The sequence below is a fragment of the Sphingobacterium zeae genome (assembly GCF_030818895.1).
Lineage (GTDB): Bacteria > Bacteroidota > Bacteroidia > Sphingobacteriales > Sphingobacteriaceae > Sphingobacterium > Sphingobacterium zeae.
The window spans coordinates 4,042,235-4,058,545 of sequence record NZ_JAUTBA010000001.1 but is presented as its reverse complement, the minus strand read 5'-3'; the positions used below and the strand labels follow the sequence as shown (position 1 = coordinate 4,058,545).

Here is a 16,311-nt window from a genome sequence, read left to right as displayed (position 1 = left end):
TTAGTAACTTTTTATAAATATAAGCAGTAAAACGGCCGAATCTCTCGGCAATTATTATTCGCACCTGTTGAGTGATTATTCGCAATATATCTATTTATGTTGTCAGTCCTTCTAAATTAAAGGTCATTGAAATAGATTTGAACCTTTCTTTTTTAGTCAAATGAATAGTAGTTTTGTTTGTAGAATAAATTGACATAATGTTGGCAAATCTCAAAGAACATCTAACCTAATTTATCAATGTATATCCGATCCAATTAGAGGAAATAATGGGTTATTTCAGGACAAAAACGCACCTCATTTTGCACAACGTGTTCCGCCACATCTAATTGCATCATTTCTAAGCTTTACACCCGAATATCTAAGTGAAATCCGAAAAACAATAATCCGCTAAATGAGCGGTTAAAATTAGCGGCAACTAAAAGACTAGTAACATTGGTCCGAATCAGCAATACGGAAGGGATTAATTCTGAATTGAAGGTTGTGCTCTCTTGCATAATCATAGACCAATTTTTCGAATTTTTCCACAGCACTTTCTTCCGAAGCAGCAAAACAATGCAGGTTTAGTTCAAGCGGTTTTTCTGAAGTTGCTGGATCGATGCGCAATTGTTCAACTTCCGAGAGAACAACCGCGAAAGATGTTTTACAAATCTCAACCTCTAGATGCGAACCTATTAATTGAGATGAAATGCTATAGTAAGAATTTTTATTTTGGATTTCTTCTTGAAAAGGATCTAAATATGTCGTAATGATAGAGCGATAACCATATTTAGCATTACCAAAAAACTGATCAATATATTCCTGTGCTTTTTCATATGTTGAGAAGACACCTTCGAGATTAGTGAACAAATCTGGATCTTCCCTTACTTCTTTTGAAACTACTGTATATACCTTAATGAGGTTGGTTGTCATATTTCGTATGCTACTTTTTGTACATTAAGTAAGTTTTTCTGCAAAAAAAACTAATGTAGAATTTTATCCATCATCGATTGTAAGATAAAATCATCGTTTTAAAATAAAAAATTTCCTCTACTAATTTGTAGCCTGTTTTAGATCAGGTGCTTGTGCTTTAAAGTTGTGTATAATTTTCGTATTATCCAAATATTTTACCGATTGTTTTCATTTACGCATCTTAAAGATTATCATATCACCAAATTCGCCCTCCAGCGCACGAAATCGATAGCGAACGCAGCTTGCTGATTAGCTTCATCTTTGCATATTGACACCAAAGGAACACGTCCACGTTTAAATAAACTTGTTGTCAGCTCTCAAAAGGAACAGTCTAAAAGCGTGATTTAAGGAGATTTTTTACATTTCATCTTTTAACCTAACGATATAGCCTAAACACTTTTACTTTGGAATGGAACAAGCTTTCTTTTGTATGGATTCAAACGTTTTCGTAAATAAATCATATCATTTGGTTCATTTCACTTATATTAATTAATATCTTGTTTTGCCAATTCAATTCAATTGAAACGAATAGCCCATACCTAAATTAGGATGTATGTGGGGTAAAACTTGTTATGATTTACAAACCAATGATGAATAAATAAACCGGGTCGATAGACTCAAGATTAAATGATAAAATGAGAAGAAATACACTATTTAAATCTGTTTTAGTGGCAGCTATGGTCAGCAATGTTGTATTGGCCTATGCCCAGGCAGATAAGAGTAATGACAAAGGTTGGACAAACCTTTTTGATGGAAAGACGCTAAATGGCTGGAAAACTGTTGGAGGAAAAGCACCCTATTCTATTGAGGGAGATGCTATTGTTGGGCGAATGACTAAGGGTACCCCCAATTCTTTTTTAATTACTGAGAAAGAATACGGTGATTTCATATTGGAGCTTGATATTAAACTTGAAGGAAAGGAAACTAATTCAGGTATCCAAACTAGAAGCCATCTCGATCCAAAAGGCAACGATGGACGAGGGCGTGTATATGGACGACAAGTAGAGATTGACCCATCCGCGCGCGCGTGGACGGGTGGAATATATGATGAAGCACGTCGCGGATGGATTTATCCCTTAGATTTAAATGAGAATGCAAAAACAGCATATAAAGCAGAACAATTTAATCATATCCGAATAGAGGCCATCGGCGATGAGCTGCTGACTTGGGTCAATGATATACCAGTGTCGTACGTTGTTGATACGATTGATAGAACGGGGTTTATCGGACTTCAGGTGCATAGTATTCCGGCGCAATTGGATGGAAAGAAAGTTTATTTTAAGAATGTAAAAATAAAAACAACTGATCTTAAACCAAAAGGTTTTCCTAAAGATGTATATATCGTCAATCTCAAGCCCAATGAAGTGGTGGATGCTGAAAAGAAAAAGGGTGTTAAACTCTTATTTGACGGTAAAACCAATACAGGTTGGCGTAGCATACATAGCGATAAGTTTCCAGAACGTGGGTGGGAAGTCAAGGACGGACAAATGACTGTGCTAAAATCTGATGGTGGAGAATCAACGAATGGTGGAGATATTGTCACAAAAGATAAATATGCTGTGTTTGATCTTTCATTTGAATTTAAGCTTAGTCCAGGTGCAAATAGTGGTGTGAAATATTTTGTCACCTTGAAAGAAAAATCAAAAGGATCGGCTATTGGTTTGGAATACCAAGTGCTTGATGATGCTTTGCACCCTGATGCGAAATTAGGTAGGGATGGAAACCGTACGTTGGCCTCCCTATATGACCTCATCACATCCAACCGTGATGAGCGTGCACGCAGACCGATCGGTGAATGGAATAGGGGTAGAGTTGTTGTTACAGCAGATAATAAAGTTGAACATTATTTGAATGGCATTAAAATGCTGTCTTATGAACGGGGCTCCAAAGCGTTTAAAGATTTGGTTCAAATCAGCAAATATAAAGACTGGGAGAGCTTTGGCGAAGCCGAGGAAGGCTTTATTCTTTTGCAGGACCACGGTGATCGGGTCTCCTTTCGCAGTATAAAAATCAATACACCCAATTAAGACTACTCTTTATGAATCATTATTTATCGCGCAGAAGCTTTGTTAAACAGTCCGTTATTGCTGCAGGAGCTGTTATGTTGTCCAACAGTGTCTTAGGAAAGGTCAATCTGGCCAAACCCAATGAACGTGTTAATCTAGCATGCGTAGGATTAGGCAATAGGGCAGCAGAAATCATTAAAGAACTCTATAAGACTGGACTCTGTAATATCGTAGCCTTATGTGATGTGGATCTTGGTGCTAAACATACACAAGAGATATTGGGTATGTTTCCCGACGCACCTCAATTTAAGGATTTTAGGGTGATGTTTGACAAAATGGGAAATCAGATCGATGCTGTGAGTATAGGAACCCCTGATTTCTCTCATTTTGCAATAACGATGCTTGCATTGGATTTGGGCAAACATGTTTACGTGGAAAAACCAATGGCAAGAACGTTTCTTGAGGTTGAACTTATGACAGAAAAAGCTCGGAAAAATCCAAAACTTGCTACCCAAATGGGAAACCAAGGGCACTCCGAAGCAAATTATTTTCAGTTTAAAACTTGGAAAGATGCGGGTATTATTAAAGATGTTACACGCATAGATGCGCACATGAATATGCCGCGCAGATGGCATGGCTGGGACGTGAATATGAAGGGCTTTCCTGCCGCCGAGATGATACCCGAAACGCTAGACTGGGATCTCTGGCAGATGCAGACTATTGGTCACAATTATAATAAAGATTTTGTCAATGGACAATGGCGTTGTTGGTACGATTTCGGAATGGGCGCTTTGGGCGATTGGGGGGCACATATATTGGATACAGCACATGAATTTTTAGATTTGGGACTCCCGACCGAAGTCTCAGCGGTAAAGCTAGATGGGTATAATTCGTATTTTTTTCCGATGTCTTCCACCTTAAAATTTCATTTTCCAAAAAGAAAAAAAATGCCTGCAGTAGATATTAATTGGTATGACGGCTTGGATAATTTGCCACCTATACCCGAAGGCTATGGGGTATCCGGACTGGATCCCAATATCCCTCCACCAAGTACAGGAAAATTAGAGCCCGCTAAATTAAATCCCGGAAAGATTATTTATGGAAAGGATTTGATATTTAAAGGTGGTTCGCACGCCAGTACACTGCAGATTATTCCAGAACCCAGGGCTAAAGAAATGGAATCTCGGTTACCGGAAGTGCCAAAATCACCATCAAACCACTTCGCTAATTTCTTAAAAGGCTGTAAAGGGGAAGAAAAGACCCGCTCGGCTTTTGAAATTGCAGGCCCTTTGAGCCAAGTGTTTTGTTTAGGTGTCATTGCACAGCGTTTAAATAGCAAATTGGTACTGAATACACAGACAAAAGAAATTGTCAATGATAAATTTGCCAATGCTCTTCTAGCCGGACCTCCTCCTGCTAGAGGCTGGGAGCAATATTACAAGATGTAATACACTAGTAATTGGGTATACAACAGGAAAGGGCAATGAGACACATTGCCCTTTCCTGTTTGAAATGAAAAGTTTTTCCTAAAATGTACGATTTGCTTGCTCAGCATATAAAAGAGCTGGTAAAAGAACTGGAAAGTTGGAAAAGTATGATAATCTCAAGTAAGTTGAGACAAATCGGCTCTTTTTGAGCCCCTTGGTGATAATATCAGGATACCGGTGTCTGTTTCAGTCCGTATTCGCTAGGTAGCACATGCTGAAGAAAGTCTATACTGTTTTTGAGCGTATAATGATGGTGTAAATAAAAAAAGGTTTTCAAACGGGGAGAATGAAAACCTTAAATAACCAATTATAAACCTAAATTATGATGATACAAATGTAAGTGTATTTTCTACACTATGCAAATTTATTTTAAAATAATTTGCTGTTCTTTAAACAAATTAAAAGAAGTCATTATTTTTACTTTATCAAAGCTTGTTTTTACTTACACATTTAGCTAGGTGGATATAGCAGCGGATAAATAGAAGAAAATTAGAGGTTATATAGCTATGGAAAATTTAGAAGTGTGGATGCGCGGGCCCATTGCGGGAATTCCCAATCTGTTGCAGCCTGTTGCACATACACTTTTGCAGGTTGCAGAGGATGTTTCAACCTATACTGATCGGTTGTCCCCGCAACAGCTCTGGACAAGACCCTGTGGGAATGCCAGCATAGGTTTTCACTTACAACATATCATTGGGGTTATCGATCGCATGTTTACTTATGCTGAAAACAAACCTCTAACGGACGAACAATTTGATTACCTCCACAGAGAAGGCAAAGAAAATGTCGATATTAGTCCTGCATCTCTTGTCGAAAACTTACATGAACAGATTAGACAATCTTTGCAGAAATTAACTTTAATCGATCCGGATACGTTGTGCGAGCAACGTTTTTTGGGAAGAAAGCGCATCCCCACTACATTGATTGGCCTGTTGTTCCATGCTGCAGAACATGCGCAGCGTCACGTTGGCCAATTGCTCGTGACGGCACGTTGTCTTCCCCCAGTTCCTCGTTGATCGGTCTGAGCTGATAACAAAGCTCGGTCAGTTCATACATGACCCGCGCGGACTCTTCAGCATGTACTGTACGTTTTACAACTGCACTATCTTCCAGTTTGCACAACTGTACGTCAGCATGCGTTCGGTAATATCGGGTAAACATTTTCTGATCTCCGTATACGTTACGGAACAATTGACAAGTCCGTTTGAAATTGCTTTTGACTATGTTAAAGCAGATTATCAAAAGCCGTTTGTCTTTTATGGAATAGAAAATGATTCGAGCCGAATGGATAGAACAGGGCGTTGTGGACTATCTTCGCTTTTTGGAGCAATTGTAATTTATCAATAAGCAGGCTCGTTTATCTTTCGGTGGGAAAAATGAGAAAGCACCCTTTTAGGATGCTTTCTCTTGGTCGTTTACCGTGTTGTATAACCGCCATTGGCGAAAATCGTCTGGCCGGTAATCCACCAGCCATCGGTGACAAGGAACTCAACCAGAGGCGCAATGTCTTTTATATCCGTTAGCCCACCCAATGCTGAGGCAGATTTGTGGTAGGCAACAGCATCCTCACTTTCCTGTCCGTAGAAAAATGGCGTATCCATTGGGCCTGGAGCTACGGCTGTAACCGAAATACCTCGCTCACCGAATTCCTTTGATGCGGCTCGCGTAAAATGTTCTACAGGAGCTTTCAGTCCCTCATAAGTCGAGTAAAATCCGGTATAGGCCGCTAATAACGAGGTAACAATGGTGCAGATCTTGCCATTTACATTCAGTTTTTTCCCTGCCTCCTGAATAAAGAAATAGGCAACTTTTGAATTGATATCACTCATGCTATCGTATTCTTCGACTGTGGTGTCCACAATTGGCTTTTTTAATACTTTACCGACAGTGTTGATGGCGATATCTACGCCTCCGAATCGATCAATGGCTGCATCAAAAAGTTTCGTGATATGCTCAATTTTGGTTAGGTCCGCTTGGACTAGTAATGCTTCTGTACCTAAGGCTTCTACAGCCGTTACTGTTTTCTCAGCATCTTTTTTGGTGTTTTCACTGTTATAATGGATCACCAGTTTTGCCCCTTTAGCTGCAAAATCCCGGCTTAATAATCCACCCAGATTTTTTGCACCACCAGCAATAAGGACAACTTTTTCTTTTACATCATTTCTTGCCATAATAATTTAAATTTTGATTACAGCAAATTTCATAAATGTTAAGGGTTCTGTTATGGTGAACTTTTCGCTTTTTGCAATTGACGAAATTGCGAAGGGGACATGCCCTCATATTTTTTAAAAAATTTGGTGAAGTTGGATGGGTCGTAGGTCAGCGTTCTTGCGATCTCCGAAATGGTCAACTCGCTATTGGTAAGCAGGTCCTTGGAACAGGTCAATATTTTTTGTACATAAAAATGGCACGGGTGATTTCCCGACGTTTCCTGTATTATCTTGATAAGATGCTTTTGTGAGACGCAAAGTGTGTTTGCAATATGTTGAAGCTCAAACATTTCTATGCTGACTCCGTTAATCAATTCTGCGAGATGACGATCCAGGAACTCAAAATATTGAATCGTAATTTCTTCACTTCTTTTCTTATTCGGAGGCAATGCTGTATTCATCTTAATCCTTTTCGAATGGTTAGGTTAAATATAACCAATTTAGACTACACGCCATATTTATGCCCGAATTAATTAATGTTGATCAGCAGTCCCCGCCACATTATCGGATTGTTGTTTCATATTGCAGAGTATGTACAGCGTTATGTAGGCAAATTGTCTTTGACGGCATGGTGTATCGTGCTGTATCAATAAAAATTATAGTGGACAGGATTGAAAAAGTGGGGGCACTATGGATTACCGAACGATTAAATTGTAAATTCGTATACTTGTAAGATCCCGAAGGGAATTCATCATTTTTATAATCCCGCATAAAAATAAACAGCGTAGTGTATGCAGATACTTTTAGTAGAGGACGATCGTCGGATTAGCAGCTTTGTTGTGAAAGGTTTGGAAGAAATGGGGCATCAGGTCATTTTAGTTGAATCTGCGGAAGCAGCACGTGAATGGATCAATGTAGATTCTTTGGATATTATTGTACTTGATATCATGTTGCCTGGTATAGATGGCATACAGTTCACAAAGACAATCAGATATCGAAAAAATCATATTCCGATATTGATTTTAAGCGCTTTAGGAGAGATTGAAGATAAGGTCGAGGCTTTGGAAAGTGGTGCTGATGACTACCTCGTCAAGCCGTTTTCCTTTAAGGAATTGGTGAGCCGTATCAAAGCCCTGGTACGCCGTGATAATTATAAAAACATATCAAAGGACAGCAGCGTGGAAATTCGTGATTTGAAAGTGGATCTTGAACGCTATGAAGTCCATAAGAATGGTAAAAATATCGATCTCTCTCCCAAAGAATTTAAACTATTCAAGTACCTGATCGAAAATCGAAATAAAACACTCTCACGAACCGCTATCCTGCAGGCCGTTTGGGGAATTGATTTTGATAACAATACGAATGTCGTGGATGTGTATGTTTCCTACTTAAGGGGCAAGGTCGACGACGGTAGTGAGACGTCTATTATCAAAACAGTCAAAGGCGTCGGTTACATGCTTACAACGGACTGATTATGAATTTAAAGATTCGGCTTACACTTTTTTCAACGTTGGTATTCACTATCATTTTCGCACTTGCAACAGTAGTCATTTACTGGATGTTTTATAGTTCATCTGAACGACATCTAATAAGCTCGCTGGAAAAAAATGCAAAGATAGCCGGCATTTATTACCTGGAGGCAGATGAACAGAGCCCACTAAAGCATCTGGAATCTAAAAATCAATATGAAAGCCTGGTCAAACGTGCCATGGTAGCTGTTTACAATGCTGCAGGAAAAGTAAGTTATGGCGGTATGCGTTTTGATAGTCAAATTAATAAGGATTTGCTGCAACAGCTGAAAACAGACAAAACGGTTTATTTTAAAACAGCAGACAGCTTTTATTTTGGGTTGTATTATCCCGATAATCAGGGCGATTTTTTTGTGTTTGTCAAAGAGTCGAGCGCAGACTTTAATCATCAGTTGAATCGTTTGCTCATTACGCTTGTCTTTGTGTTTCTCGTGGCATTAATCAGTATCGCCTTATTGTCGGTTTGGCTGAGTAAATATGCTTATCTCCCAATTCGTAAAGTAATCCAGGAAATTCAGCATAAGGATTTAAGCACCATTCAGGAACCTCTGACAACTATAAAAACGAAGGACGAACTACAGGATCTTATTGAAAGTTATAATGCACTCCTACGGCGGATTAGTGAAAATATGATTATTAGAAAGAATTTTGTCAGTTATGTTTCACACGAGTTCCGAACGCCTTTGGCGGGAATCCTGGGCTCCATGGAGGTCTTCGGTACGAAGGTCAGAAGCGAAGAAGAATATCGTGAATTGGCTGAAACTATTACCGACCATGTCAATTTTCTGAATCAGCTTATTGGTAATTTTCTTTTACTCACAGATGATCAGGCCGTGAAACGTTCCCAAGAGCTTTTTCGGATCGATGAGGTGGTTTGGGATCTCGTGCCCAAGCTTTCGCGATCGTTTACTGCTCCTCTGAAGATTGATATACAGGTCGATGAACCACAATATTTTAATTTTTGGGGAAATAAGATGCTTGTCACACTTTCTATCTCCAATTTAGTAGAGAATGCACTTAAATATGCAAATAGTCAAGAAGTACTTGTCAAAATGACAAATTTAAATGGCAGATTGTCTTTGCAGATTATAGACCACGGCATTGGCATCCCAGCTGCCGAACTGGAGTCTGTGAAGCAGACTTTTTATCGTGGCTCCAATGTCGGTAACGTCAAGGGCAGCGGTATAGGTCTTTCTTTTGCGCAAATTGTATTTAAAGATCAAGGGGTTGACTTTGAAATCCATTCAACTGATTTGGGTACAACGGTATCGCTATTATTCCCTAAATTCTAACCGTTTTCTAATCTCTTCTAATCAAACTTTAATTTTCCCTAAAGTTACCTGTAATCCTCGCCAGTTAGTTTTGTAGAAATTCAAAATTAGGTGAGAAAACTACAGATTACATTATTGCTACTACTAGGCCTGAATAGTAAGCTATTTTCACAGGAAGCCGGAGAAAACCGTTTACAAAAATCAGAGATAGAACAAATTTTCCTGACCCATAACCTGAACTTAATGGCTCAACGTTTTCATATGCAACAAGCCGAGGCAGCTGTGCTTCAGCAAAAGTTGTGGCCCAATCCAACGATCTCAATTTCTGAGGTCAATCTTTGGAAAAATTCCTCCAGCGAATCGCTTCCAGCGCTGATCGGCAATTACGGTAAATACCAACAGGTGTCGGTCGAATTGGAACAGACTATCGAAATGGCTGGTAAAAGAAAGAAACGGGTGCAACTGCAGCTGCTGGAAAAAGAGAATGCGCAGCTTCAGTTCCAAGAATTGCTGCGGAACATGAAATATGATCTTCGGAGTCAGTGTCTCGAATTACAGATCTTGCAGGAGAAAGAAAAGTTATACGGTAATCAGGTCAATATCTTCCAGACATTGGCTCAGTCTTATCAAAATCAATGGAGAGAAGGCAATGTAAGTGAGATGGACTACCTCAGGATTCAAAGCGAATCTATCGCTTTTGGGAACAAATTGAATGAAATTCAACAGGAGAAAATTGAAAAAATGAATGCGGTTGCGCAATACCTCGGGAACAAGGGAGCCGCACTCACAATAGCAGATACGATTGACATGCCACATTTTTTGCAGGAAAAAAAACAGGAGTGGAAAATGATGGCCCTTAATAATCGAAGCGACTATAAAATCGTCCAAAACGAATTCAAAAAAAGTGATGCTCAGCTGAAAATAGAAAAGGCAGAACGTATACCGGACTTGAAGGTGTCAATCAATTATGACCGCGGTGGAAATATTATGCGTGATTTTGTAGGGTTGGGGGTGGCCATGGATCTTCCTTTATTTAATCGGAATCAGGGCAATATCAAAATCGCTAAACTGGAACTTGAGAAAAATAAAGTGGAAATCGAGCAATTTCGTATCGACATCGAACGCGAAATTGATTTTCTTTCGGCGCGCTTGACCAATCTCGAAGCGAGTTTGAAAACGATGAATACAGGCTTTGATCATAATCTTGATGTAGCGCTGGAGCGCTATGTCCGAAATTTTCAAGAGCGAAGATTGACCATTGTTGAATTTATAGACTTTATCAATAATTATATGGAAAATAAGGAATCGATATTGGAACGTAGGATCAAATACCTACAGTATAAAGAAGAATTGATGTATTTAATCGGAAAGGATATTGTCTAATGAAAAGAAGCTTATTAATGCCATTAACCTTGATGTCCATCTGTGTAATTTGGGGATGTCAGTCAACAAAGAATGAAGAGGAGGCTATCCCGTCAACCAAAGGTTTCTGCCTTAGTGCTGATTTCAAAAACCAAATTAAAATTGATGCTATAAAGAAGAGGGCAGTATCTGAACAGATTGCTTTGAATGGTGTGATCCAATATGATCAGGATGAACTGGCAGCGCTGAAGAGTCCGATACCCGGTATCGTACAGTCTGTCTCGTTCAAAATGGGTGACTACGTGGAGAAAGGACAGATTCTTGTATCGCTTAAGGGCACGTCAGTCAATGATTTGGGAAAGGAGCTACGTGAGCTCGAAAATAGTAAGCGCTTGACGGAGCGTAAATTGGAGAGTCTGCACAGCTTGCTGAAAGATGGTATGGCTTCGCAACGCGAGCTGGAAGAGATGGACAGTGAACTGAAAGCCATACAGATCGGAATTCGCAATGTAAAGGCCAATATGAATCTGCTCAATGGATCATTAGAAAACGGTATGTTTTACATCCGTGCGCCTAAAGCTGGTTATATTGTAGATAAAAAGGTGAGCCCCGGTATGACAGTTGGCGATGATACGGAGTTACTGTCGGTTAGTAAACTGAATGAAGTATGGGTTTCGGTCAATATTTATGCAAATAACCTGCCTTTTGTAAAAAATGGTGCTCCAGTCAAGATCACAACATTAGCTTATAAAGGAGAATCTTTTGAAGGGTATATTGATCAAGTAGCGAATTTTTTTGATCCAGATGAACGTGTTGTTAAAGCGCGTATAAAATTGTTAAACAAAGACTTGAGATTAAAGCCCGGCATGAGTGTAGATGTGTTGGTAGAAAAAGCCGTTTCTGGACAGGAAGAGCACATGTTGGCCATACCCAAAGATGCAATTATTCTTCACAACAATCAGAATTTTGTAGTTCTCTATAAGAATGATTGTGATTTAGCTGTAAAGCCAGTAGACATTGTTGCTGAGAATGAAACCTATGCTTTCGTCAAAACAGGAATGGCTGAGGGGGATCAGGTGATGACTGAAAATGAGCTGATTGTATTTGATGAATTGATAAATAAATAGGATGAAGAAAGTTGTACAAAATATTGTTTCATTCTCATTGAAACACTCCTTGGTCGTCCTTTTTTTTACGATGGCATTGTTATTCGGCGGTATATATGCCTATTTGCATACACCGATTGAAGCCTTTCCCGATGTTACCAATACAAGGGTTAGGATTATCACGCAATGGCCGGGACGCAGTGCTGAGGAAATAGAAAAGTTCGTCACACTGCCAGTCACCAAAGAAATGAATACGATTCCAAAGAAAACGGATGTTCGCTCGATATCATTATTTGGTTTATCTGTTGTAACAATTCAATTTGAAGATGGTGTAGCAGACTTTTACGCACAGCAATATGCAGGTAATAAAATGCGCTCTATTGAATTGCCAGAAGGCGCTGAAAGTTCCATTGAACCACCGTCTGGCGCAACAGGAGAAATTTTTCGCTATGTGGTGAAGAGTAATCTTCCGATTAAAGAGGTTTCTGCCATTCAGGATTGGGTGATTGAACGGGAACTCGTGGGTGTGCCCGGCGTGGCAGACGTCGTTAGTTTTGGGGGCGAGGAAAAGATTTACGAAATAAAAATCAATCCAACAGAATTGGCCAATTATAACCTTTCGCCGTTGGATGTATATGAGGCCGTATCGCGGTCGAATATCAATGTTGGCGGAGATGTTATCCAAAAAGGTAATCAGGCCTATGTGGTACGAGGTGTTGGGTTGTTGGATAAAATCGATGATATAGGCAATATATTAATCAAAGTGGTGGGCAATACACCGATACTAGTCAAGCATGTCGCAGAAGTAGAATTAGGGGCCAAGCCTAGGCTCGGGCAGGTAGGTCTTAATCAAGAAGATGATCTTGTCCAGGGAATTGTCATTATGCTTAGGGGAGAAAATCCATCTGCAGTGGTGACAAAGCTAAAAGAAAAAATAGCGGAATTGAATGAACGTATTTTACCCGAAAATGTCAAGATTGAACCCGTAATAGATCGTACGAAATTGGTGAACAATACGGTACATACAGTCTCTAAAAATCTGATAGAGGGAGTCCTGCTCGTTTCGATTATCGTCTTTATCTTTTTAAACAACTGGAAGACAACTTTTATCGTAGCATCTGTTATTCCATTAGCTTTCCTATTCGCAATCATCTTATTGAAGATTCAAGGATTGCCGGCCAATTTGATCTCCATGGGAGCCCTAGACTTTGGACTGCTGCTCGAGGGTACACTAGTCATTGTAGAAACTGTTTTTGTGTCTCTGGAAAAAGAGGCACATCGGCTTGGGACAGCCCGTTTTAATAAGATATCCAAGTTAGGAATTATCAAAAAAAGTGCGGGTTCAGTAGCCGGATATATCTTTTTTGCCCTGTTGATTTTAATCGTCGCGTTGACTCCGATCTTCTCTTTTCAAAAGGTGGAAGGAAAGATGTTCTCACCATTGGCTTTCACACTCGGTTATGCTTTGTTAGGTTCATTGATCCTGAGTTTGACCTATGTGCCCGCCATGTGTAAATACTTGCTGAAAAAAAATATCAAAGAGGATGAAAATAAGATCACTAAAGTTAGTCGAAATGCCATTTTTAAAGGTTTTAAGAAAGCTTTTGATCATCCAAAATGGACGTTATCAATTTTTGCCTGTGTGTTGTTAGTTTGTATTGTTCGATTTAGTCACTATGGTTCTGAGTTTCTTCCTAAGCTGAATGAGGGTGCAATTTATGTTCGTGCAACTCTACCCAACAGTGTCAATCTGGAAGAATCGGTCAAATTGACCAAAACGATGAAGACAAAATTGATGAAGCAGTTTGATGAGATTGAGTTTATTATGACGCAGACAGGCCGCCCCAATGATGGAACAGATCCAACAGGTTTTTTTAATATAGAATTCAATATTGAATTAAAACCTCAGGGTGAGTGGAAACGTAAACTGTCAAAAGAGAAATTGATCGGTCAGATGCGAGACAGCCTACAGACTTTTCCTGGAATTAACTTTGGTTTTAGCCAGCCGATTCAAGATAACGTAGAGGAATATGTTGCAGGAGTAAAAAGCCCGCTAGTGATCAAAATTTTTGGTGAAAACTTACAAGATTTAGAAAATAAAGCTAATAAATTTGCAGAGTCGCTTAAAAAGGTGGATGGCATCACAGATGTCAATGTTTTTAAAAATATAGGCCTTCCTGAGTTGCGTATCCAATTGCATGATTCAAAGATGGCTAAATATGGTGTTTCAACCAAAGATGTACAGTCTGTTATCGAAATGACTATTGGTGGGCAATCTGTTACACATTTCTACGAAAATGAGCGTATTTTTGATGTTCGCCTACGCTTCCAAAAATCATATCGTGATAATCCAGAAAAGATAGGAAATATCATCATACCGACAATGAATGATCAGAAAGTGCCACTACGGGAGATTGCAACAATAGATTATCATACCGGCCCGGCTTTTATTTATAGAGAAGGTAATTCCCGTTATATCGGCGTTGGTTTTAACATTGAAGGACGAGATTTGGGAAGTACTATTGCCGATGCAAAAAAGCAGATAGATAAGGATATTCAGTTGCCTAAATCCTATAAAGTGGTATGGGCTGGCGAATTTGAAAGCAAAGAACGCGCAACCAAACAGTTGATGAATGTCGTTCCTATTTCTTTGATTTTAATTTTATTATTACTTTATGCCAATTTTGGCAATGTAAAAGATACACTGATATCTTCACTGACACTCGCCTTTGCATTTATTGGCGGATTCATCTCCTTGTGGGTCACCGGAACAACTTTTGGAATTTCGGCAGGCATTGGATTTATTATTCTTTTTGGTGTAGCGACAATTGACGGTATTGTTCTAATTGGGGTTATGAAAGAAAATCTGTTGCATAAAATGAGTTTAAAGCCTGCTATTTATGAAGCTGTGAAGAGCCGTATAAGGCCGATTTTAATGATCGCTCTAATGGGTGCAATGGGATTATTGCCAGCGGCGCTTTCCAATGGAATGGGATCCGAAATTCAAAAGCCACTAGCTATCATGATTGTGGGCGGATTGATTATGTGTATGATACTGTCCTTTTCAATATTACCAATAGTTTTTTATTACGCATATAAAAAGGAGAGCCGCGATTAGTTACCCATTTTTAATTATTATATACGATGCAAAGGTTGCCTGTCAGACAGTGCAACCTTTGTTGGTTATAGTCGCTATCGTTGTAATTGTTATAAAGAACGCTCAAAACGTGGAATAATGACATATAAAAGCCGACGCATCCCTTATGAATTGAAAACGTACTTTTTATAGCCCATTTTTTGTAAATCTTATTATAAATGTTGAACTTACATTGAAGTGGTTCATACCTAATTGTATCTTAAAATAGCTACATCTCCTGCTGAAAAGAGTTTCATGTCTCCATTTTAGGTAAAAAGCCGTTCTTCAGGTTTGTCATGGATGATTTTGCTGGAAAAGGTCAATATTAGGTCAGTGTTGATTAATTCATAAGAAGACTGTGTATCTTATTTCAGATAGATTTGTGATAAAGAAATAATAAAATATACGCTATGGCACAATTTAAATGGGAAGGAATTTACCCTGCAATGTTATCTCCATTTGATGAAAATGGAAATTTGGATTTTGATATGTTTGGTAAAAACATTGAAGCACAATTGGATGGAGGTGTTCACGGTTTGATTATCGCTGGATCGTTGGGAGAGGCAAGTGTTTTGAGTACGGAAGAAAAGTATGATTTATTGACATATGCGTTGAAAGTTGTCGCTGGGCGTGTACCGGTGTTGTTGAATATTGCAGAAAATACAACTGCTGCAGCGATCAAAGTAGCTCAGACCAGTGAAGAATTAGGAGCAGATGGTTTGATGTTATTGCCACCGATGCGTTATAGAGCCGATGATAGAGAAGCTGTCGCTTATTTTCGTGCTGTTGCGCAAAGTACCAAACTGCCAATTTTAATCTATAATAACCCTGTTGACTATAGTACTTATGTATCCTTGGATATGTTTGAGGAACTATTGTTAGAACCAAATATTCAGGCGGTGAAAGAGTCTACACGCGATTTGACCAATATCACGCGATTGAAAAATCGTTTTGGTGATCGATTAAAGATTATGGCCGGTGTAGATACGTTGGGGCTCGAGTCCTTGATGTTGGGAGCTGATGGCTTAGTGGCTGGATTGGTCGATGCGTTTCCTAAAGAAACGGTTGCTATGTACGATTTAGTGAAGGCGGGTGAGTATAACAAAGCCGTAGAAATATACCGTTGGTTTATGCCTTTATTAGAATTGGATATTCACCCTAAATTGGTCCAATATATTAAATTAGCTGCAACAGCCGAAGGAATTTCAACACCCTATACTCGCGCCCCTCGATTACCATTGATTGGTGAGGAAGAGCAACGGGTGAAAAAAATTATTGCAGATTCAATCGCAACTAGACCACAACTATAGGAACAT

At 39.2% G+C, this 16,311-nt stretch carries 14 protein-coding genes; 10 read left to right on the top strand and 4 right to left on the bottom strand.

The window, feature by feature from the left end; all coding sequences use genetic code 11:
* Positions 1 to 423: 423 nt before the first annotated feature.
* Positions 424 to 909 carry a hypothetical protein gene (locus tag QE382_RS17040; RefSeq protein WP_307186972.1) on the bottom strand — a complete coding sequence of 162 codons (486 nt, stop codon included), beginning with the start codon at positions 907 to 909 and terminating at the stop codon, positions 424 to 426.
* A gap of 674 nt (positions 910 to 1,583) precedes the next feature.
* Here QE382_RS17040 and QE382_RS17035 point away from each other — a divergent pair.
* The 3 genes from QE382_RS17035 to QE382_RS17025 all read left to right on the top strand — a co-directional run bounded on the left by QE382_RS17035 (position 1,584) and on the right by QE382_RS17025 (position 5,457).
* Positions 1,584 to 2,975: a 3-keto-disaccharide hydrolase gene (locus QE382_RS17035; protein WP_307186971.1), complete on the top strand. Its 1,392-nt coding sequence runs from the start codon at positions 1,584 to 1,586 to the stop codon at positions 2,973 to 2,975.
* Positions 2,976 to 2,986: 11 nt separating this feature from the next.
* A complete protein-coding gene (locus tag QE382_RS17030; protein ID WP_307186970.1) occupies positions 2,987 to 4,402 on the top strand; it encodes a Gfo/Idh/MocA family protein in 1,416 nt (471 codons plus the stop codon).
* A 566-nt stretch (positions 4,403 to 4,968) separates the two neighbouring features.
* Positions 4,969 to 5,457, top strand: a complete 489-nt coding sequence (locus QE382_RS17025) for a DinB family protein (protein WP_307186969.1) — start codon at positions 4,969 to 4,971, stop codon at positions 5,455 to 5,457.
* Here the strand turns inward: QE382_RS17025 and QE382_RS23605 are convergent.
* Positions 5,357 to 5,602, bottom strand: a complete 246-nt coding sequence (locus QE382_RS23605; protein ID WP_370877899.1) for a winged helix-turn-helix transcriptional regulator — start codon at positions 5,600 to 5,602, stop codon at positions 5,357 to 5,359. The two genes, QE382_RS17025 and QE382_RS23605, sit on opposite strands and share 101 nt — an antisense overlap.
* Between QE382_RS23605 and QE382_RS17020 the strand changes: the two genes are divergently transcribed.
* Entirely contained in the window at positions 5,576 to 5,788 is a 213-nt protein-coding gene (locus QE382_RS17020) for a hypothetical protein (RefSeq protein WP_307186967.1), read from the top strand. The two genes, QE382_RS23605 and QE382_RS17020, sit on opposite strands and share 27 nt — an antisense overlap.
* 68 nt (positions 5,789 to 5,856) lie before the next feature.
* On the opposite strand, the gene QE382_RS17015 is transcribed toward QE382_RS17020, so the two are convergent.
* Both QE382_RS17015 and QE382_RS17010 read right to left on the bottom strand, forming a co-directional pair.
* Positions 5,857 to 6,612: an SDR family oxidoreductase gene (locus tag QE382_RS17015; protein WP_307186966.1), complete on the bottom strand. Its 756-nt coding sequence runs from the start codon at positions 6,610 to 6,612 to the stop codon at positions 5,857 to 5,859.
* Between the two features lie 50 nt (positions 6,613 to 6,662).
* On the bottom strand, positions 6,663 to 7,052 hold the full coding sequence (locus QE382_RS17010; RefSeq protein ID WP_307186965.1) for a helix-turn-helix domain-containing protein: 390 nt from the start codon (positions 7,050 to 7,052) through the stop codon (positions 6,663 to 6,665).
* 330 nt (positions 7,053 to 7,382) lie between these two features.
* On the opposite strand from QE382_RS17010, the gene QE382_RS17005 reads away from it, so the two are divergent.
* From QE382_RS17005 to QE382_RS16980, 6 genes are all read left to right on the top strand, one after another.
* The gene (locus QE382_RS17005; protein WP_307186964.1) at positions 7,383 to 8,063 is read left to right on the top strand and encodes a response regulator transcription factor; all 681 of its coding nucleotides are present in this window, start codon (positions 7,383 to 7,385) and stop codon (positions 8,061 to 8,063) included.
* Positions 8,064 to 8,065: 2 nt separating this feature from the next.
* Positions 8,066 to 9,412 carry a sensor histidine kinase gene (locus tag QE382_RS17000; protein WP_307186963.1) on the top strand — a complete coding sequence of 449 codons (1,347 nt, stop codon included), beginning with the start codon at positions 8,066 to 8,068 and terminating at the stop codon, positions 9,410 to 9,412.
* A 90-nt stretch (positions 9,413 to 9,502) separates the two neighbouring features.
* Positions 9,503 to 10,774: a TolC family protein gene (locus QE382_RS16995; protein WP_307186962.1), complete on the top strand. Its 1,272-nt coding sequence runs from the start codon at positions 9,503 to 9,505 to the stop codon at positions 10,772 to 10,774.
* Complete coding sequence (locus tag QE382_RS16990) at positions 10,774 to 11,880, top strand: efflux RND transporter periplasmic adaptor subunit (RefSeq protein WP_307186961.1); 1,107 nt, start codon at positions 10,774 to 10,776, stop codon at positions 11,878 to 11,880. Before QE382_RS16995 ends, QE382_RS16990 begins: the two co-directional genes overlap by 1 nt.
* 1 nt (position 11,881) lies before the next feature.
* Positions 11,882 to 14,977, top strand: a complete 3,096-nt coding sequence (locus QE382_RS16985; RefSeq protein WP_307186960.1) for an efflux RND transporter permease subunit — start codon at positions 11,882 to 11,884, stop codon at positions 14,975 to 14,977.
* Positions 14,978 to 15,405: 428 nt separating this feature from the next.
* Positions 15,406 to 16,305: a dihydrodipicolinate synthase family protein gene (locus QE382_RS16980; RefSeq protein WP_307186959.1), complete on the top strand. Its 900-nt coding sequence runs from the start codon at positions 15,406 to 15,408 to the stop codon at positions 16,303 to 16,305.
* Positions 16,306 to 16,311 lie beyond the last annotated feature (6 nt).